This is a genomic window from Rhodopseudomonas palustris (genome assembly GCF_013415845.1).
Classification (GTDB): domain Bacteria; phylum Pseudomonadota; class Alphaproteobacteria; order Rhizobiales; family Xanthobacteraceae; genus Rhodopseudomonas; species Rhodopseudomonas palustris_F.
This window is the reverse complement of sequence record NZ_CP058907.1, coordinates 4240981-4259748: the sequence shown is the minus strand read 5'-3', so window position 1 is coordinate 4259748 and position 18768 is coordinate 4240981. Positions and strand designations below refer to the sequence as shown.

Annotated in this window: 16 protein-coding genes; 6 read left to right on the top strand and 10 right to left on the bottom strand. The window is 65.5% G+C overall.

The window, feature by feature from the left end:
* Positions 1-67 precede the first annotated feature (67 nt).
* Together HZF03_RS19455 and HZF03_RS19450 are read right to left on the bottom strand one after the other, a co-directional pair.
* Positions 68-2026 carry an AI-2E family transporter gene (locus HZF03_RS19455; RefSeq protein WP_119019009.1) on the bottom strand — a complete coding sequence of 653 codons (1959 nt, stop codon included), beginning with the start codon at positions 2024-2026 and terminating at the stop codon, positions 68-70.
* A gap of 229 nt (positions 2027-2255) precedes the next feature.
* Positions 2256-4034 carry a cation:proton antiporter domain-containing protein gene (locus HZF03_RS19450; RefSeq protein ID WP_011159380.1) on the bottom strand — a complete coding sequence of 593 codons (1779 nt, stop codon included), beginning with the start codon at positions 4032-4034 and terminating at the stop codon, positions 2256-2258.
* Positions 4035-4217: 183 nt separating this feature from the next.
* Here HZF03_RS19450 and ybaL point away from each other — a divergent pair, with 183 nt between their 5' ends.
* Positions 4218-5951: a YbaL family putative K(+) efflux transporter gene (gene ybaL, locus HZF03_RS19445; RefSeq protein ID WP_119019032.1), complete on the top strand. Its 1734-nt coding sequence runs from the start codon at positions 4218-4220 to the stop codon at positions 5949-5951.
* Positions 5952-5980: 29 nt separating this feature from the next.
* Here the strand turns inward: ybaL and HZF03_RS19440 are convergent, their stop codons facing one another.
* From HZF03_RS19440 to HZF03_RS19415, 6 genes are all read right to left on the bottom strand, one after another.
* Complete coding sequence (locus HZF03_RS19440; protein WP_119019008.1) at positions 5981-7093, bottom strand: PepSY-associated TM helix domain-containing protein; 1113 nt, start codon at positions 7091-7093, stop codon at positions 5981-5983.
* Complete coding sequence (locus HZF03_RS19435) at positions 7090-7611, bottom strand: hypothetical protein (protein WP_234832275.1); 522 nt, start codon at positions 7609-7611, stop codon at positions 7090-7092. The genes HZF03_RS19440 and HZF03_RS19435 overlap by 4 nt, the downstream gene beginning before the upstream one ends.
* Positions 7612-7640: 29 nt before the next feature.
* Positions 7641-9950 carry a TonB-dependent siderophore receptor gene (locus HZF03_RS19430; RefSeq protein WP_119019006.1) on the bottom strand — a complete coding sequence of 770 codons (2310 nt, stop codon included), beginning with the start codon at positions 9948-9950 and terminating at the stop codon, positions 7641-7643.
* A 140-nt stretch (positions 9951-10090) separates the two neighbouring features.
* Positions 10091-10930, bottom strand: a complete 840-nt coding sequence (locus HZF03_RS19425; protein ID WP_119019005.1) for a helix-turn-helix transcriptional regulator — start codon at positions 10928-10930, stop codon at positions 10091-10093.
* A 170-nt stretch (positions 10931-11100) separates the two neighbouring features.
* Positions 11101-11433 carry a YnfA family protein gene (locus HZF03_RS19420; protein WP_119019004.1) on the bottom strand — a complete coding sequence of 111 codons (333 nt, stop codon included), beginning with the start codon at positions 11431-11433 and terminating at the stop codon, positions 11101-11103.
* Positions 11434-11563: 130 nt separating this feature from the next.
* Positions 11564-12787 carry an NADP-dependent isocitrate dehydrogenase gene (locus tag HZF03_RS19415; RefSeq protein ID WP_012497211.1) on the bottom strand — a complete coding sequence of 408 codons (1224 nt, stop codon included), beginning with the start codon at positions 12785-12787 and terminating at the stop codon, positions 11564-11566.
* A 390-nt stretch (positions 12788-13177) separates the two neighbouring features.
* Here HZF03_RS19415 and HZF03_RS19410 point away from each other — a divergent pair, with 390 nt between their 5' ends.
* From HZF03_RS19410 to greA, 5 genes are all read left to right on the top strand, one after another.
* Positions 13178-14377 carry a TrmJ/YjtD family RNA methyltransferase gene (locus HZF03_RS19410; RefSeq protein ID WP_119019003.1) on the top strand — a complete coding sequence of 400 codons (1200 nt, stop codon included), beginning with the start codon at positions 13178-13180 and terminating at the stop codon, positions 14375-14377.
* Between the two features lie 180 nt (positions 14378-14557).
* Positions 14558-15550 (top strand): GGDEF domain-containing protein, encoded by a 993-nt coding sequence (locus HZF03_RS19405; RefSeq protein WP_234832274.1) that lies wholly within the window; start codon positions 14558-14560, stop codon positions 15548-15550.
* 93 nt (positions 15551-15643) lie between these two features.
* The gene (locus HZF03_RS19400; protein ID WP_119019001.1) at positions 15644-16045 is read left to right on the top strand and encodes a DUF2147 domain-containing protein; all 402 of its coding nucleotides are present in this window, start codon (positions 15644-15646) and stop codon (positions 16043-16045) included.
* Positions 16046-16579, top strand: coding sequence for a mismatch-specific DNA-glycosylase (locus HZF03_RS19395; protein ID WP_119019000.1), 534 nt, complete (start codon positions 16046-16048; stop codon positions 16577-16579).
* Between the two features lie 60 nt (positions 16580-16639).
* Entirely contained in the window at positions 16640-17125 is a 486-nt protein-coding gene (greA, locus tag HZF03_RS19390; protein ID WP_119019031.1) for a transcription elongation factor GreA, read from the top strand.
* A gap of 66 nt (positions 17126-17191) precedes the next feature.
* Here greA and HZF03_RS19385 read toward each other — a convergent pair whose 3' ends face one another.
* Entirely contained in the window at positions 17192-17917 is a 726-nt protein-coding gene (locus HZF03_RS19385) for a Fic/DOC family protein (protein WP_119018999.1), read from the bottom strand.
* On the bottom strand, positions 17914-18153 hold the full coding sequence (locus tag HZF03_RS19380) for a hypothetical protein (RefSeq protein ID WP_119018998.1): 240 nt from the start codon (positions 18151-18153) through the stop codon (positions 17914-17916). Before HZF03_RS19380 ends, HZF03_RS19385 begins: the two co-directional genes overlap by 4 nt.
* Between the last annotated feature and the right edge of the window lie 615 nt (positions 18154-18768).

Sequence of the window (18768 nt, the reverse complement as noted above, 5' to 3'; positions counted from 1 at the left end):
CGCTACGCGTGCCCCGGAATGACGAGAGGCGCGGAGATTCGCGGTACGAAGTTTGCCCGCTCCGCTCCTACACAGCCTCGCTGATCACCGGCATTTCGATCGTCTGCGGCGGCGGCTCAATGATCGCCTCTTCGACGCAGTATTTCACGGCGTCGCGCAGCGTCAGCACCGTTGCGTCGGCCTGCGCGGATTCGTTGGTGTCTGCCAGTTGCGGAGTCTCCGCCGACCACAAAGCGACGATGATCTTGGCGTGCGGAGCCTTGCGACGCAGGCGGCGGACGGCGTAGCGGATATGGGTCGTGTTCGACGCCTCGAGATACGACAGGCAGATCAGCGCGACGTTCGAGACGTCGAGGCCAAAGATGTTCTTGGTGGACAGCGCGCTCGATGGCTCGACACGGGCGCCGATGCCGTGCACGCGGCACAAATGCGCCAGCATCAGCGCCGCGGCCTCGTCGAGTTGTAACCGTCCGCCGATGCACATCACCGGCGCATCGCCTTGCCATCCAGGCTTGAGGTCGGCGGGCTTCAGCACTGCGATGTCGTCGTCGGCGTGATCGACCGGCGTCACTTCGACGGCGGCAGCCGCCTCGGCGTCGGTGGTGGCTTCGTCGCCGTCCGGCGCCTGATCGATTTCGTCCGTGAGGTCCTCGGTGAACTCCTGCACCGTCTCCTTGATCCGCGTCAGGCGCACGGCGTCGAGTGCGTCGCGATCGAGGTCGGCCTGAGCGAGTTGCAGGCCTTTCAGGGCGACATCGTCGTAATACGATGACAGTGAGCGTTCCTTGAGAAACTGCTCGGCCTTCTCGGCGGCTTCGGCCGGGTCGCCGGCCAGCATGCGCTGATAGAAGATCTCCGGCGGCGATAGCGCCGGCCGATCACCGAACATTACGTCGAGAAACGCCAACCGCTCGACGTGCCGTCCCAGCACGACAAGACACACCGTCAGCGGCGTGGCGAGAACGAGGCCGATCGGGCCCCACAGCGCCGTCCAGAACGTCGCCGAGATCACCACGGCGACCGGCGACAGCCCGGTACTACGGCCGTACACCATCGGCTCGACGACATGGGCGATCGCCGGTTCGATCACGAAGAACAGGATCGCAGTCCACACCAGCATCGACCAGCCGGGATCGACCGCGACCGCCAGGGTCAGTGGGAAGGCCGCTGAGATGATCGATCCGATATACGGCACGAAGCGCAGCACCGCGGCGAGAATGCCCCACAGCGCCGGGCTCGGCACGCCGATGATCCACAACCCGGTGCCGATCAGCACGCCGAAGCCGGAGTTGATCAGCAGCTGATTGAGGAACAAGCGGCTCAGCCGGCTGGCGGCATCATCCAGCGCCGCGGTCGTGCGCTGCAGATCGCGCGTGCCGGCGAGCCGGATCAGCCGATTGCGCAGGTCCTCCCGCTGCAACAGGATGAAGATAACGAAGATCACGATGATGCCGGTCGTCGCCAGCGGCGAGATCAGCGGCGCGATCAGAGATCGCAGGTTCGCCAAGGTCCCCGGATCGGGCTGCAGGACTTCGACCGGAACGGGGGTGACCGGTCTCGACGACGACGTCGGTGGATTGCTCAGCGACGGCGCGGGCGCGTTCTTCGGTTTGTTCAGTTCCTTGCTGAGATTCTGCAGCATCCCCTCGGCGCGTTCGAGCGTCGTGGAGCCGCCGGTCACGCCGCGCAGCGAGGTGATCTTGGATTGGATCGTCGATTGGTACTGCGGCAGGTCGTCGGCCAGCCGCGACAGCTGCGTCGCGATCAGGCTGCCGAGCGCGAAGATCACCGCGAAGGCGAAAAGAACGGTGGTGATCGCCGCGATTGCCCGCGGCACCCGCAGGGACTGCAGGAAGTTGACCGGGCGAGCCAGCACGAAGCTCAGCAGGATCGCCAGGGCGACCGGGACGAACACCTCTCGGCCGACATACAGCGCCGAGATGATGATGACGGCCAGGATCGTGACCGCGCAGGCGCCGACCAGACCGGCGACGTCTTCCAGGGATTGGGCTTTGCCCAGCTTCATCAGATCGACGCTTTCGATAGCAATGGAGACCGGACGGGGGACGCCGATCAGCCGACTTCGAAGCTGCGAACGCTGCTCGAGACACGAGGCAGACTGACCGCATCAACCGATAAGTTCGGTCGAGGTGGTCTGTTCCGTGCCGTCGTGCAGGGCGATGGTCTGAATGGCAGGGGAGAGGAGAGATACCGACATGACGCGGGAGATGTAGGCTTTTTGCGGAGCCGCGCCCTCAATCGGCCGGTACGCCGGCGCGGACGCGCTTCTTGCGGGTGTCGCGTTCGTCGTGGATCACGGCGATGACTTTGCCGACCGGCATGCCGAGCGCCTGCAGCACGGTGGAGGCGATCTCGAAGCTGGCTTCCAGCACTTCGCGGATCACTTCGGTGGCGCCGAGGGTAAACAGCCGCGCGGCGTGGTCGGCGTCGCGGGCGCGGACGATCACCGGCAGGTCGGCGCGCTCGGCACGGGCCGCGGCGACGACGTGTTCGGCGGCTGCGGCGTCGTGCATCGTCACCACCACGGCGGGCGCATCGCCGAGCCCGCATTTGCGCAGGAACGCGCGCTGGGTGGCGTCGCCATACACGACGTTGACGCCGGCCTTGCGGGCGCGCGCCACCGCTTCCGGATCGACGTCGATGCCGATGAACGGCTTGCCCTGCTTGTTCAGGATGTCGCCGACGATGCGGCCGACGCGGCCATAGCCGACCAAAATGATACGCGGCGAGTCGCTGGGCGTCGGATCGGTGTGACCGGCCGCCACCGCCACCGCCTTGCGGGCGCGTGCGCTGGCCTTGCGGCTCAGCCGCGCCAGATAGGGCGTCAGCATCATGGTGCCCGACGACACCAGCAGCATGAACTGCTCGACCTCGCGCGTGACGAGGCCGCTGGAGCTGGCAAGCCCGAGCACCAGGAAGGCGAATTCGCCGCCGCCGGCGAGCAGCAGGCTGGCCTCGGCGATCACCGGCCGCGACAGCCGGAACAGCCAGGTGAGGCCGGCGATCACCAGCGCCTTCAGCGCCGTCATGCCGATCACAGAGGTCGCCACCATCGCCGGATAGCGCGCAACTTCGGCAAGATCGATCCGCATTCCGACCGAGATGAAGAACAGCCCGAGCAGCATGCCCTTGAACGGCTCGATATCGACTTCGACCTGGCGGCGGAATTCGGTCTCGGCCAGCACCAGGCCGGCCAGGAAGGCGCCGAGCGCCATCGACAATCCGGCGACGTGCGTGACCAGCGAGGTGCCGACCACCACGAACAGGATCGTCGCCATGAACAGTTCACGGTTGTGGGTCGAGGCGACCAGGCGGAACAGCCGGCGCAGCACCAGCCGGCCGAAGCCGATGATCAGCAGGATGGCGGCGGCGGCCTGCACCAAGGCCATTGCGAGCCCAAGCCAAACGGCGCCGGTGCTGGCCGCGCCGCCGCCCGCCGCATCGCCGGCCGCCTTGCCGAACACCACGATCAGAAACAGGATCGGTACCACCGCGAGATCCTGCGCCAGCAGCACCGCGAAGATGCTGCGCCCGGCCACGGTCGCGAGCCGCTTCTGCTCGGCCAAGAGCTGCAGCACGATCGCGGTCGACGACAGCGCCAGACAGGCGCCGATCACTAGGCTCGATTCCACGGTGTTGCCGAAGATGAGCGCGATGCCGCTGATCGCCGCGGTCGTCAGCACCACCTGCGACATGCCGAGGCCGAACACCAGCCGCCGCATCGTCCAGAGACGGTCGAACGACAGTTCGAGGCCGATGGTGAACAGCAGGAAGGCGACGCCGAGTTCGGCCAGCCGATCGACCGCATCCTGAGAGGTAATGGTGACGTAACTCAGCCAGGGCAGGTCGGCGCCGATCCGGCCGAGGCTGTGCGGACCGAGCACCAGCCCCGCGACCAGAAAGCCGAGCACCGGGCTGACGCGAAACCGCGTCATCACCGGGATCAGTACGCCTGCAGTCCCGAGAAACACCAAGGCTTCCCGGTAAACTCCCACATCGTTTTCGACTGACATCGTTCTTTCAATCACGTGAGGTAGCGGAGGGCGACGACATCGATCAAATCGTCGCAGGGCTGCGGCAATAGATCGCGATTCTCAGCTCTGCCAAAGTCGGTTCCGTCTCGTCCGCGTGCACTGCGGCGATCGGTAGCCCTCGTTCGGGTGGACGGTCGCGGCGTCATGCCGCACAACGGAACGATGGAGCACAACACCCCACTGATTTCCACCATCGTGGCCGGCTTGGTGCTGGCTTTTGCCTTCGGTGTCGCGGCCCAGCGGCTGAAAATCTCGCCGCTGGTCGGTTATCTGCTCGCCGGCGTTGTGATCGGCCCATTCACCCCCGGCTATGTGGCCGATCAGAGCCTCGCCAACGAGCTCGCCGAAATTGGCGTCATCCTGCTGATGTTCGGCGTCGGCCTGCATTTTTCATTGAAGGATTTGCTCGAAGTCCGGGCGATCGCGATTCCCGGTGCGGTGGTGCAGATCGGTGCTGCAACCGTGCTCGGCGCCGGGCTTGGCCATGCGCTGGGCTGGCCGTTCGGCGCCGGCCTGGTGTTCGGTCTGGCGCTGTCGGTGGCGAGTACCGTGGTGCTGCTTCGCGCGCTGCAGGAGCGCCGGCTGGTCGACAGCGAGCGCGGCCGGATCGCGGTCGGCTGGCTGATCGTCGAAGACATCGCGATGGTGCTGACGTTGGTGCTGCTGCCGGCGGTCGCGGGGCTGCTCAAGGGCGAGGCTACCACCGCCAACTGGGAGACGGTGCTGTGGCCGGTGGCGATGACGCTCGGCAAGGTGTTCGCCTTCATGGTGTTCATGCTGGTGGTCGGCCGCCGCATCATTCCGTGGATGCTGCACTACGTCGCGCACACCGGCTCGCGCGAGCTGTTTCGTCTCGCGGTGCTGGCGATCTCGCTCGGCGTCGCATTCGGCGCGGCGGTGCTGTTCGACGTATCGCTCGCGCTCGGCGCGTTCTTCGCCGGCATGATCCTGTCGGAGTCCGAGCTCAGCCATCGCGCTGCCAACGAGACGCTGCCGCTGCGGGATGCGTTCGCGGTGCTGTTCTTCGTCTCGGTCGGCATGCTGGTCGATCCCGGCATCGTGGTGCGTGAGCCGTTGCCGCTGCTCGTCACCGTGCTGATCATCGTATTCGGCAAGTCGATCGCCGCTTTCTTCATCGTGCGGCTGTTCGGCCATCCCAACATGACGGCGCTGACGATCTCCGCTTCGCTGGCGCAGATCGGCGAGTTCTCTTTCATCCTCGCCGGGCTCGGCGTCAGCCTCGGGCTGATGCCGGAGCGCGGCCGCGATCTGGTGCTGGCCGGTGCGATCATCTCGATCATGCTCAATCCGATGATGTTCGTGCTCCTCGATCGGGTCAGCGCCAAGATCGCGGCGGCAGCCGAAGTCGCCAAGCAGGCGGCGAAGGAGGCTGCGGCCGCTGCAATGCCGGCGCAGCTGCGCGGCCATATCGTCCTGGTCGGCCACGGCCGCGTCGGCTCCAATGTCAGCACCGCGCTCCGCCGCGCCGGCGCCGACATGGTGGTGATCGAGAACGACGACGAACGGGTGGCACGGTTGCAGCGTGAAGGCTTCACCGCGATCAACGGCAACGCTGCCGCCCAGGAGATCCTCGACGAGGCCGAGGTCGCGCAGGCGCACGGCCTGCTGGTGGCGATCCCCAACGCGTTCGAAGGCGGCCAGATCGTCGCCAAGGCGCGTGCGGTCAATCCCGGACTTCTGATTATCGCCCGTGCGCATTCGGCCGAAGAAGTGACGCATCTGCGCAGCAACGGCGCCAATCTGGTGATCATGGGCGAAGACGAAATCGCCCGCGCCATGATCGCGCGCCTCGGCGTCGATGCCGTGAGCGGGGATGCTGCCGCCAGCCCGATCACTAGCGCCACGGCCCCGGCTTCGGCCGGTGCGGCCGCCTGATCCAGACGGCCGTGCATCCGCAAGGCGCCTCAGCCGGCGCGCTTGCGCCGCCGTCCTATCCACAACCAAAGCCCGGTCGCATACAGAACCGGAAGCGCGATGCCGCACAGGAACACGACCGCCTGTCCGGAGATGCCGAGCCGCATATCTGCGTGCAGCGGGTTCAGCCAGTCGCGCCGGAGTGCGGAGTCGGCCTCAACAGTCTCCACCACAGGCGTGGTACATCCCGTTCTGACCTCCACAGTCAGGTCGTTGCGGCTCGATATCGGTGAACGCAACCTGATCTGATACGCGCCGGCCGGTCCTCGCGGCAGGATGATACCGACGATGTGGGCGCTGGGGTGCGCCTGCGCGGTGGCCGCCAATGCGGCGGGAATGTCGGTGCCGGCAGTACAGGCCGGAGCGATTGCCTGGGCCATGGGCTTGGCCGGTGCCGGCCCGCGCAGTCCCAGCCACTGCGGTTTGGTAAGCGCCACTCCGGTTGCCGCCAGCACGAGCATGGGCGCCAGCAGATAGGCGGCCGACACGCCATGCCATTCGATCAGGCTTCGCCGTCCCGAGGCGGATGCGTTAATCCAGAATGATCGCCACCATTTTCGCTGCCGCGGCCACCACAGATACGCGCCCGACAGCAGCGATGCCGCGAGGCCGATGCCGCACCAACTGACCACGTCGGCGCCCAGCGAACTTGGCAGCAGCAATCGGCGATGCAGATTCACCACCGCTGCGAACCACGATCGATCGAACGCGAACTGTCCGAGCGGCTCGCCGCTCTGGGGATGTACGAACACCACGCCAAGATCGCCCGGCGGCAGGCGACCGAATACGATCGCCGCGTCGCCGGGCAGGAATCCCGCACCCGGCGCGTTGGCTCCGATCACCTTCAGCTCGGGGTAGCGCTGGCTCGTTCGCTCGATCCACCGGTCCGCAGTGGCGTCCGGCAGCCCCGCAATGCGCGGCGGCTTGACGATCTCGCGTCCGACTTCGAGGGCGACCAGCGGCTCTTTCAGCACCAGCAGCGCGCCGCTCGCGCCGATCAACGCGAGGCCGGCACCGACGGTGAGCGCAAGCGAAAGATGCAGCGCACGCCAGATGCGGCGAGCCGACAGCCGCCGCACGGTGTGATCGGGGCGCTGCGTCACTGCGACAGCAGCTTCAACGTGCCGTTACGATAGATCGGCCCCTGCACCTTGCCGCCGGTAAGCACGTTGGTCTGATATTGCTGGGTGACGCCGTCGAGTGCCGCCGACAGTTCGGCACGGAAGCTGGCGAAGCCGGCCGAGTCGATCTGCTTCGGCACTTCACCTTTCGCGAACAGCCGCTGCTTGGCTTCGTCGGGCGCCTGCGCGCGCACCCCGCCGCTCACCATCAGGTCGACGATCAGGCGGTCACCCCGCCACCGGGCGGAGCCGCTGGCTCCCAGTTCGGCGTCGTCGAGCACCAGCGATCCGGCGACCAGATAGTCGCCGCTCGGCAGCGCGGTGAAGCCGAGGCGCAAAGTGCCGGTCTCGCCGTCCTCCGAACGCCACGCCCAACGATGTTCGCCGCGATAGGTGACGGCGGTTTGCGTCAGGCCGGGCCGCAGTTCGTGCGCCGAAGCGGGGCAGGGCATCGTCGACGCCCACACCGCGACGATCGCGGCCCGGGTCAGGTGAGTCATGAAGCGCATCGTTTGGTCTCCTGAATGGCTCACCACCGGTAGCGAAGGCTGGCGATGACCGAGCGGTCGAAGCCGGCGTTGCAACTCGTGGCCGAGCAGCTCACGTAGTACTGCTTGTTGGTGAGGTTGGTGGCGTTGATGGCGAGCCGCATCCCCTTGAGATCGCGATGAAGCTGGCCGAGATCGTAGTGCAGCGCGGCGTCGAACAGCACATAGGACGGCACGCCGATGGTGTTGGCGGAATCCGCGAAGCTCTCGCCCACATAGCGCGCGCCGAGGCCAGCGCCGAAGCCGGCCAGCAGGCCGCTCTGGAACGTGTAGTCGCCCCACAGCGACGCGGTGTCCGCAGGCAGCCCGGTCGGACGGTTGCCGAGCTCAGCGGCGGTGTTGCTCTTGGTCACGGTCAGTTCGGCGTGGGTGTAAGAGGCCACGAGATTCAGGCCTGCGATCGGATTGGCGACGCCCTGAAGCTCAAACCCGCGGGAACGCACCTCGCCGACTTGAAGACGATTGAGCGAATTGTTCGGATCGGTGGTCTGCACGTTCTCCTGATAGAGATCGAACACCGACATGGTGACGAAGCTGGTCGCCCCGGCCGGCTGGTACTTGATGCCGATCTCCGCTTGCCGTCCGGTGGTCGGCTTGTAGGGCTGGCCGTAGAAGTCGGTCCCGAGCACCGGGCTGAACGAGGTCGAGTAGCCGATATAGGGCGCGAGGCCGACGTCGCTGAGATAGACGAGCCCAGCCCGGTAGGTGAACGCCTTATCGTCCTGTGTCGCGGTCGAGCGTTTCAGGCGGTTATCCGTGGCGGTGTTCGACCAGTCCTGGCGGCCGCCGAGGCTCAGTACCCAACGTCCGTCGAACTTGATCTGCTGCTGGCCATAGATGCCGATCTGGTCGGAGGTCTGCCAGGTCGAGGCGCTCGCCGTGGTCGCCGCACCGATCGGCTGGTTGTAGACTGGATTGAAGATGTCGATCGATGGAGCGCGGCCGCTGTTGAGGTAGTAATCCTCGGTCGAACGGCGATAGTCGACGCCGGCCAGCGACACGAACTGCGTCGAGCCCATCCACCAGTCGGCCTGGATCTGATTGTCGGACGCGTAGGTGTCGCCGACGATGCGGAATTGATACAGCGCGCGATTGAGTGTCCGCTGGTTGGCCGCAAGACTCATGCCCGACGCGGTGTTGGTCAAAAGGTCGACGTGGCCGTAGCGGAAATTCGACCGCATCGTGAAGGTGTCGTCGAGATGACGCTCGAACAGATAGCCGGCCGAATATTGCGTGCGATCGTTGTCGAGACCGGGCTGGTCAAGGAACTGGTTGCGCGGCAATTGCCCGTTCTTGTTCGGAAGCAGCGTGCCCTGGATCGGAATGTACGGGCGCGGCGGCCCGAACTTCTCGTGGCTGTAGTCGGTCAGGATGGTCAGCGTGGTGTCGATATCCGGCCGCCAGGTGAACGCCGGCGCGATGAACACCTTGTCGTCGGGGATCGCCTTGAATTGCGTATTGCTGTCGCGCGCCAGTCCGGTCAGCCGGTAAAGAAACTGGCCGTCCTTGTCGATCGGACCGCTGAGATCGAACTGCCCCTGCAACCGGTCGAAGCTGCCGCCCTGCAGCATCACTTCGTGGAAAGGCTTGTCGAGCGGTCGCTTGGTGATGAGGTTGACCAGGCCGCCCGGTGCGTTCTGGCCGTACAGCACCGAGCTCGGCCCGCGCAGCACCTCGACGCGTTCGAGACCGTAAGGCTCGGTCTTGGGCCAGGCTTGGGCGGTGGTGCCGCGCAGGCCGTCGCGCAGGATTCCGCTGCTGCTGGCATCGAAGCCGCGAATGCTGAACGTGTCGAAACGCTGCGAGATCGCCGGTGTCGTCGCCACAACGCCGGCCGAGTAGCGCAAGGCGTCGGTCACCGACTGAACGTTCTGCGCGTCCATCTGCTGGCGGTTGATCACCGAGATCGACTGCGGCGTTTCGATCAGCGGCGTATTGGTCTTGGTTCCTGTCGTGCTGGTCCGGGCGACGAAACCCGGCCCGTCGGCGTCGCGTGCGGTTGTCGTCCGCGAGGTCGGGCGCGGGAGCGCTGCGGGGGCGGCGGTTACGGTCGGCGGTGTAGCCCTCCGTTTCGGCTTGCTCTGCTTCGGGGCACTGACGACCACGGCAGGCAGCGCGCTCACGGCCGGTGAGGTGGGCGCAGTTCCCGCAGCCTGAGCCCGCGCATCGTCAGCCACCGCACCGATCAGCAGCAATGCACTCATCGGCAGCGACGCGGCGTATTTGCGGCTGCGCCGCAGCGCTTGCTGTCGTGAAGCAGTTAGTTCAGCAGAACGCGGCTGTGTCGTCATCGTGATATTCCTCCAGGACGCGGCACAGAAGCGTGACTGCGAGGAATGCGACAAGCCGTCGGACTTTTGATTTCCGGACGAATTCTTACGATTACAAACGTTCTACGTCGGCGGCGGGGTGAGGCGGCCGCAGAGTGGAATTACAGCAGATCGCGCGGAGAAATCCCGAAGCGCTTTCGGAACACCGCCGAGAAGTAAGCGGGCGTGTAGCCGACGCGATGTGCGGCCTCCGAGACGTTGGTGGCGCCGCTCGACAGCAGCCGATACGCTTCATTCAAACGTGCGTCCTGCAGGAAGTCGTTCACGGTGGTTCCGAACGCCGCTTGGAAACCGTCCGTCAGCTTGCGGGTGTTCATTCCCACCGCTGCCGCCAGGGCCGGCAAATTCGGCGGAGCTCCGAGCCGCTCCAGAAGGATCGCGCGGGCTTTCTTCAAGCGCTCGACATCGCCGAGCGAGGGCCGCAGCGTCTCGGTCGCGATGTTGGTCTCGACCGCGTCGCATGCCAAAGCGAGGATCTCGATCGCCTTGGCGGACAGGAACAGATCCCGCGCCGCGCCGACAAACGGGCACACCTCGAGCTGCGTGCACAGCGCTTGCAGCGCGCGCGGCGCCTCGATGTGTTGCAGGCTCGGCCGATCGGTGCAGAACAGCGGCGCCAACGGATCGCGTTCGCGGTCGGCCTCGCTGCCCGGCTCAAAGGCAGCCTTGACCATCACGTAATGCAACGGCTCGTCGGCCGTTATCATCTGGCGACCGGAGGCGTCGGCCGGCGCGCGGATCACGCACACCGTGGGGCCGGCAATGCTGAACTCGCTGCCGCAGCCGTCGATCTGCGCCCGCATCGCGCCGCGCAGGATAACGACCACCTTGGTGCCGTGATGCAGCTGCTCGTCGACCCAATCGCCATCCGGCTGTTGCAGAACGCCGCCGGCCAGATCGAGCCGCGAGATCGCGCCCGTCCACCTGTGCTCCAAAGTCATGCTTCCGCCGTTGAACGCCGCTGGTGACAATGTGCAACACTATGACACCGAAGCCCGGCGACGGCACCGGGACGCCACGGGGGCGAGTCGAGAACATCTCAAAAGTGACCGAGACGATTCAGCACAAATGGTCTGCCGTCCGCCCGTTCTGGTTCAGCAGCCCGATCCGCTCACGCCGGCAGTGTGCGCGGTCCGAACAGGATCACGCTCATGCCGACCAGGCAGATCGCGGCGCCGATGACGTCCCACTGGTCGGGGCGGTTGCCTTCGATCGCCCAACCCCACAGCAGCGCGCTGGCGATGTAGATGCCGCCATAGGCCGCATAGGCGCGACCGGCGAGCGGGCTGTCGGCCAGCGTCAGCAGGTAAGCGAACAGCGCCAGCGCGAGCATGCCGGGGATCAGCCACAGCGGCGACTTGTCGAGCCGCAGCCACGCCCAGAACGCGAAGCACCCGGTGATCTCCATCAGCGCAGCGGCGCAGAAGGTCAGCAGTGAGGTCATGAGCGTTGCCGTGGCTTTCGGTGAGTTTGCGGAGGATCGTTGCGCCGAACCATAGACCGGTCGTGGCAGCAAAGAAAAAGGCGCGGGAAGCGATCCCGCGCCTTTCGTTCGTTCAGTCGCGGCGCGCTGATCAGGCGGCCTTGGTGTCCATCGCCTTGTGCAGGTTCTGTGCGACCTTGTCGAGGAAGCCCTCGGTCGACAGCCAGCGCTGATCGGCGCCGACCAGGAGTGCGAGGTCCTTGGTCATCGCGCCGGCTTCGACGGTTTCGACGCAGACCTTCTCCAGCGTGTCGGCGAAGCGGGCCAGCTCTTCGTTGCTGTCGAGCTTGGCGCGATGCGCCAGGCCGCGGGTCCAGGCGAAGATCGAGGCGATCGAGTTGGTCGAGGTCGCCTTGCCCTTCTGGTGTTCGCGATAGTGGCGGGTGACGGTGCCGTGCGCGGCTTCGGCTTCCACCGTCTTGCCGTCCGGCGTCATCAGCACCGAGGTCATCAGGCCGAGCGAGCCGTAGCCCTGCGCCACGGTGTCGGACTGCACGTCGCCGTCGTAGTTCTTACAGGCCCAGACGTAGCCACCCGACCACTTCAGCGCCGATGCGACCATGTCGTCGATCAGGCGGTGCTCGTAGGTCAGGCCCTTGGCGTCGTACTCGGCCTTGAACTCGTTCTCGAAGATCTCCTGGAAGATGTCTTTGAAGCGACCGTCGTACACCTTCATGATGGTGTTCTTGGTCGACAGATAGACCGGATAGTTGCGGATCAGGCCGTAGTTCAGCGACGCGCGGGCGAAGTCCTTGATCGACTCGTCGAGGTTGTACATCGACATCGCCACGCCGGCGCCGGGCGCCTTGAAGACTTCACGTTCGATCACCGAGCCGTCTTCGCCGACGAACTTCATCGTCAGCGTGCCCGGGCCGGGGAACTTGATATCGGTCGCGCGATACTGATCGCCGTAGGCGTGACGGCCGATCACGATCGGCTTGGTCCAGCCCGGCACCAGTCGCGGGACGTTGTTGCAGATAATCGGTTCGCGGAAGATTACGCCGCCGAGGATGTTGCGGATGGTGCCGTTCGGCGACTTCCACATGCTCTTGAGGCCGAACTCCTTCACCCGCGCTTCGTCCGGGGTGATGGTGGCGCACTTCACGCCGACGCCGACCTGCTTGATCGCGTTCGCCGCATCGATGGTGACCTGGTCGTCGGTCGCGTCGCGGTGCTCCATCCCCAGGTCGAAATACATCAACTCGACATCAAGGAACGGGGTGATGAGCTTGTCCTTGATCATCTGCCAGATGATACGGGTCATCTCGTCACCGTCGAGTTCCACGACGGGGTTCTTCACCTTGATTTTCGCCATGCGGGATCGGGCCTTCTTGTGATTCTGCGCTTAAAGGGGCGGGAATTGGACTAAAGCCGCGCTCGCTATAGCACCGCGCCGGACGGGCCGAAAGGCGATTGCGGAAGCAATTTGGACGGATTCGCAGCGCGCTCGCGCATGGCTCGGCAAGCGCGCGGCCGCGCGCACCGCCGCGGCCGGAAGCGCGGTGGGGGCGCGCTGTGTCAAGCGCACTTCACACCGCCTAAAACGCGCCGGCAAAACCACTATTTGCTTGAGAAATTCCTGCCGCCTTGGCAACGGAAAGGCGCGGCGGCCGCCGCTGTCCGGCCCGCGTGCCGCGGCTTCCCCCGATCCTCCCGCGCCGCCTCGGATCACTCCGAGGGCGCCCGTTTTTGAAAGACGATGCCCATGTCCGGCTCCGGCACCGACCGATCCAAGCCCCCGGCCGCGCTCGATGGCCCGGTGGTGATTCTGGTCGAGCCCCAACTGGGCGAGAACATCGGGATGTGCGCCCGCGCGATGGGCAATTTCGGGCTGACCCGGCTGCGGCTGGTGAAGCCGCGCGACGGCTGGCCGAACATCGCCGCCCAGCGCTCGGCCGCCGGCGCCGACCACATCCTGAATGCGGTCGAACTGTTCGATAGCGTCGCCGAGGCGGTGAAGGACTGTACGCTGCTGTTCGCCACCACCGCGCGCGCCCACGACCAGGCCAAGCCGGTGCGCGGGCCGGAAGCTGCCGCGCAGGAGATCGTCGCCGAGACCGCCTCCGGCGGGACCACCGGCATCATGTTCGGCCGCGAGCGCCATGGGCTGGAGAACGACGAGGTCGCGCTCGCCAACCGCATCGTCACCTTCCCGGTCAATCCGGCGTTCGCCTCGCTGAACCTGGCACAGGCGGTGCTGCTGATGGGCTACGAATGGTTCAAGCACGCCACCCAGAACGCGCTGCCTTACGAGATGCCGGAGCGCAGCCCGCGCGCCTCGCAGCATCAGATCGACGCGTTCTTCTCCAATCTGGTGACCGAGCTCGACCGCGTCGAATTCCTCCGCCCGCCGGAAAAGCGCGACACCATGCTGGTGAACCTGCGCAACATCTTCACCCGGATGGAGCCGAGCAAGCAGGACATGCACACGCTGCACGGCGTGGTGATGGCGATCGCCGACGGCCGCAAGGGCCCGGCCAAGGGCGGTGTACTCGACGGCGATCAGGCCACGCGCCTGCGCGCGCTGCTGGCGGAGCGCGCAGCCGCCGGCGGCCCCGACGCCGAAGGCGGCTCGCTGCGCGGGCTCGCCCGCATGCTCCGCCGCAACCCGACCGACGCCGAGCGGCTGCTGTGGGAACATCTGCGCAAGGACCGCCGCTTCGCCGGCAACTTCAAGCGCCAGACCCCGGTCGGCCGCCACATCCCGGATTTCGTCTCCTTCACCCGCCGCGTCGCGATCGAGCTGGTCAATCCGGATGAGAGCGACGCGATCGTCCGCGACCGGGCGATGCGCAAGGCGTGGCTGGAAGCGCGCGACTATCGCGTCGCGCTGGTCGCGGCGACCGACGTCACCAGCGACATCGCCGCCGTGCTGGCGCGGCTGGAAGCGGTGCTGGCGGCGTAGGGCTCACCTCGGGTTAAAGGGCTTACCTCGGGTTAAGTATGCCGCGGACGATGCGCCCGGTCTCCGAACCGGCGACGCATTGGTAACGTATTTGTCCGAGCAATGCGTTTGCCGCGATGGAGAGCCCCTGCGAGGGGCGCCCGCGCAACTGCGACAAGGGCTCCGACCTTGATACGAGATATGCCAGATCGTGGACACGACGGACCCGGGCAGCCGCACCCGTCCGAGCCGCTGTGCCAGGTGACCTTGTGCGAGTGCCTCAACGAAAACGCGCTGCTCGCCAAATATGCGATCGACCGGATCGCCGACATGATCATCTGGCTCGACGAGCATGGGCGGGTGATGTTCGTCAATGCGGCCGCGACCAAGCTGCTCGGCTACTCGCAGGCCGAGTTCCTGTCGATGACGGTGCTGGATCTCGATCCGCTGTTCGACGCCGACATCTGGCGCGACCATTGGCGCGAGGTCGAGTCCCGCGGCTCGTTCACGCTCGAAACCGTCAACCGCACCAAGGACGGCGTCGACGTTGCGGTCGAGGTGACGGTCAATTTCGTCGAGTGTCTGGGCCGCAAGATGAACTGCTCGATCGTTCGCGACATCACCGAACGCAAGCGAGCCGCCGAACAGCTTGCGGAGATGCACCGCAAACTGGTGCAGGCCAATCTCACCGACGAGTTGACGGCGATCGCAAACCGCCGGCGTTTCGACGGTGTGCTCTCGACCAGCTACGCCACGCACATGCGTTCCGGCGCCCCCCTGTCGCTGATCCTGCTCGACATCGACCACTTCAAGGCCTTCAACGACCGCTACGGGCATCTGGAGGGCGATCGATGCCTGCAGCGCATCGCGGAAGTGATCGACAGGCGGATGTTCAGGGCCGCCGATCTGGCGGCGCGCTGGGGCGGCGAGGAGTTCGTCTGCATCCTGCCGGACACCGATGAGGCCGGCGCGCTGGCGGTCGCGACGGCCCTTCGCGAGGCGATCCTCGACCTGGCAATCCCGCACGAAGCGTCGCCGATCGCGCGAGTCGTCACCGCGAGCCTCGGCGTCGTTACCGCGACGTGCGTGCCCGACAAGACGGCGCACAGTCTGTTCGAGACGGCGGATGCGTTGCTTTACGAGGCGAAGAACCTGGGACGAAACCGCATCGTCCGATCTCCCTCGCGCGGCTAGCGGGGCGATCCGCCCGGATTGACTTGCGCCACATCCCGCGATTGGCTGGCTTGCAGGCGGCGATGCGCCGCGTTCAAGTTGGGGGGAGGGAAAATGCGACAGCTCTTGATCGGTCGCCGCGCGTTCGGCGCTGCGGTGCTGGCCGTGCTAGGCGCCGCCATGAGCGGCACCGCCGTTCGCGCCGACGACGTCGCCGGCACCTGGCTGCGCGAGACCGGCGCCTCCAAGGTCAAGTTCGCGCCCTGCGGCGGCGCGGTGTGCGGCACGCTGGTGTGGCTCAAGCCGGGCGTCGAGACGCCCGCCAAGCTCGGCCAGAAGATCTTCTTTGACATGAAGCCGACCGGCCCGGACGCTTGGGCCGGCAGTGCCTTCAATCCGGAGGACGGCAAGACCTACATCGGCAAGATGAATCTCTCCGGCGGCACGCTGACCACCCAGGGCTGCGCGATGGGCGGCCTGATCTGCAAGTCCGCCACCTGGACGCGGGCGAACTGAGTGGAGGCGCGCCAGCAAGGTCAGGTGAGCCTGCCCAAAGTGATCTTGCCTGATGTTCTGCAGCGCGGCCTCAGAGTTGTGTTCTGCGGCACCGCCGCCGGCCGCGCGTCGGAGAAGGCGCAAAGCTATTATGCGCACGGCCGGAACAAGTTCTGGAGCGTCCTCAGCGAAACGGGCCTCACGACACGAAAGCTGGCGCCCCACGAGTTTCGCGAGGTGACGAGATTTGGCATCGGCCTGACGGACCTGTGCAAGGATGTCGCCGGCAGCGATCATGAGGTTCGGCCGCGGCCGGAACATCGCGTGGTCCTCAGACGTAAGATCGAAGAGCACCGCCCCGACTTTCTCGCCTTCACCAGTCTGGAAGCTGCGAAGCGGTTTGTCGGTCGCAGGGTCGGCCTGGGGCGTTATGAGGAGAGCATCGGAACGACGTCGATCTACGTGCTGCCATCGACCTCGCCGATGGCGGATTGGAATTGGATGTCGAACAAGATCCACTGGTGGGAGTTTGCCGAACTGGTCCGCGCCTCTTGATCGAGGACTGCTGTGTCACTGCGTCAGGTCGCCGTCCGGCGACCGTCAATGGAGTCCAACTTGAGCGTCGCTTTCACCAAGGAAGACAGTGCCGAGACCGCCTCGGAGACCGTGCTGCCGGATCGTCCGATCTCGCCGCATCCGAACCTCGTCACCGCCGCCGGGCTGGCCGCGCTCGAGGGGCTGCTTGCGGAGGCGAAGGCCGCGCTCGAAGCCGCTGGTGCGATCGAGGACGTCAACGAACGCCGCCGCGCCGAAGCGATCCCGTTGCGTGACGCGCGCTACTACGCGGCACGTGTGCGCAGCGCGCAAGTGATGCCAGATCCGTCCTCGACCGATGAGATTGCCTTCGGCTCCACCGTCACCTTCCGACGCGCCGACGGCCGCGTCCAGACCTACCGCATCGTCGGCGAAGACGAAGCCGACCCCAACGCCGGCACGATCTCGTTCGTTGCGCCGGTAGCACGGCTGCTGATGGGCAAGAGCGTCGGCGACGTTGTGGGGAAGGGGGCGCAGGAGTTGGAGGTCCTCAGCGTCGCCTCATGAACCGCGCGCGAGTGGCATAGGCGCCAGCTTCAAACTGATAACCGCCTCTACGGCCATAGCGGAGTTTCAACCGCTGGTCCGCATCGTTCTCTGTTGTTCGTACTGGGCCTGCAGCTCTGGTTCGGAAGCACTACCCGCAACGACATTTGTGTCCTCCACGTTGCTGGCGAGTCCCGGCGTCTGGAGGACGATATCTCCGAGGCGTTCGTACGCGATCGGCTTTCCGATGAACGCTTGCAGGTAGCCGTCGAGAATGCCCTTGCCTGGGGTCTCGAGTTCTTTGGTCAAGGCACGAAGATACTCGGTCTTGTCGGTTTTCGCCCAGTTGATGCTGAAACCGGCCCGTTGCGACAGCACCGAGTGAATGACCATGATGGTGCGACCATTGCCGTCGAGGAACGGGTGGCCGTAGGCCAGATAGCCCATGACCTCGCCCGCTCTGGCCGCCATGAAGTCCCGGTCCTGACCATGCTCAAGCGCATAGTCGACCGCAGAGCGGATGTCCGCAGGATGCGCAAACAAGACCCCAGCCTTGCTGACGGCGAGCAAAGGAGCCGTCTGCATGCGATCCTCTCCGGCCCAGGGATAGATCGCGTCGAATAGAATGCGATGGGTGTCCAGAACGTGATCGTATTGAATGAGATCAACTTGAGCGAGGTGCGCGAACGCTTCGGGCAGTCCAGTTGTGAACGACGTATGCTCCAGCCGGCGCACGATCCCGAGGTCTTTCTCCTTCTCGAAATTGCGCAAATAGCCTTGCGTGTCAAAATCGCCGAAGGGATCGAACGTCACGGCCTGGATTCGCGCAGGTAGCGCGCCTGCAGGCGGACCAGATCGCGCCGGCTCAAATGTCCCGCGCGCTGCAGCGACATCAACGTCTGCTCGATATCGTCCAGGATAACGTCATCGCCCGCCAGTCGGCTGATGTGGTGCGCGAGGACATCGGATTCGGTCGCGGTGAGCTGAACCCGGTACTGCCGAGCCAGGTCGGCGATCAAGTCTGCAGTGGCATTTCGTTGGCCGGACATCGGACTTTCTCCTTGCCCTTTATAGCATTTAAAGTCCTGAAAATCCAAAAGAAAACCGTTGAAAAGGGGGCTGGTGGATCGAGCAGAGGCTTGGCTACCGGCTCGCGAATGATCGACAGTTTGGTCCACCGTGCGTTCACTCCGCTTGAGCGCCGGCGCGCTGTCCCGGCCCTCCCACGTTAACGTTCTTGACCCCGGAATGATCGTGCAGCGTCTACGCATGGTCCATCCCTGGTGTGTCGGCGCTCGCATCCTCGCGACATGCAGTTCGCGGCTTCCCGCGCGGCCCGATTCGCTGTGATTCGTCACCGCTTTGTTCCGGCTGCGTTCGGAACGTTAAGGCGGGCGGTGACAGCTGTCGCAGGGTGGGACACCTCGGCTGTCATCGGTGGCTTCGACGCTGCGAGGGGCGCCGTGCTAGCGTCCTGTCAAACAACAGCCGACACGACAGGGAGGCTGCCGATGATCACTCCGGCCGCCACGCCCATAGTGCACGGTAGCGAAGCGCATCGCTCCGTTTGAGCGATGGCGGCTGACGTTACTATCATCCGCCTTACACGAACTTCAGAAAGTCGCTTTCGTCAAATCTCCGAAAGGATCGAACGTCGAGGCGCT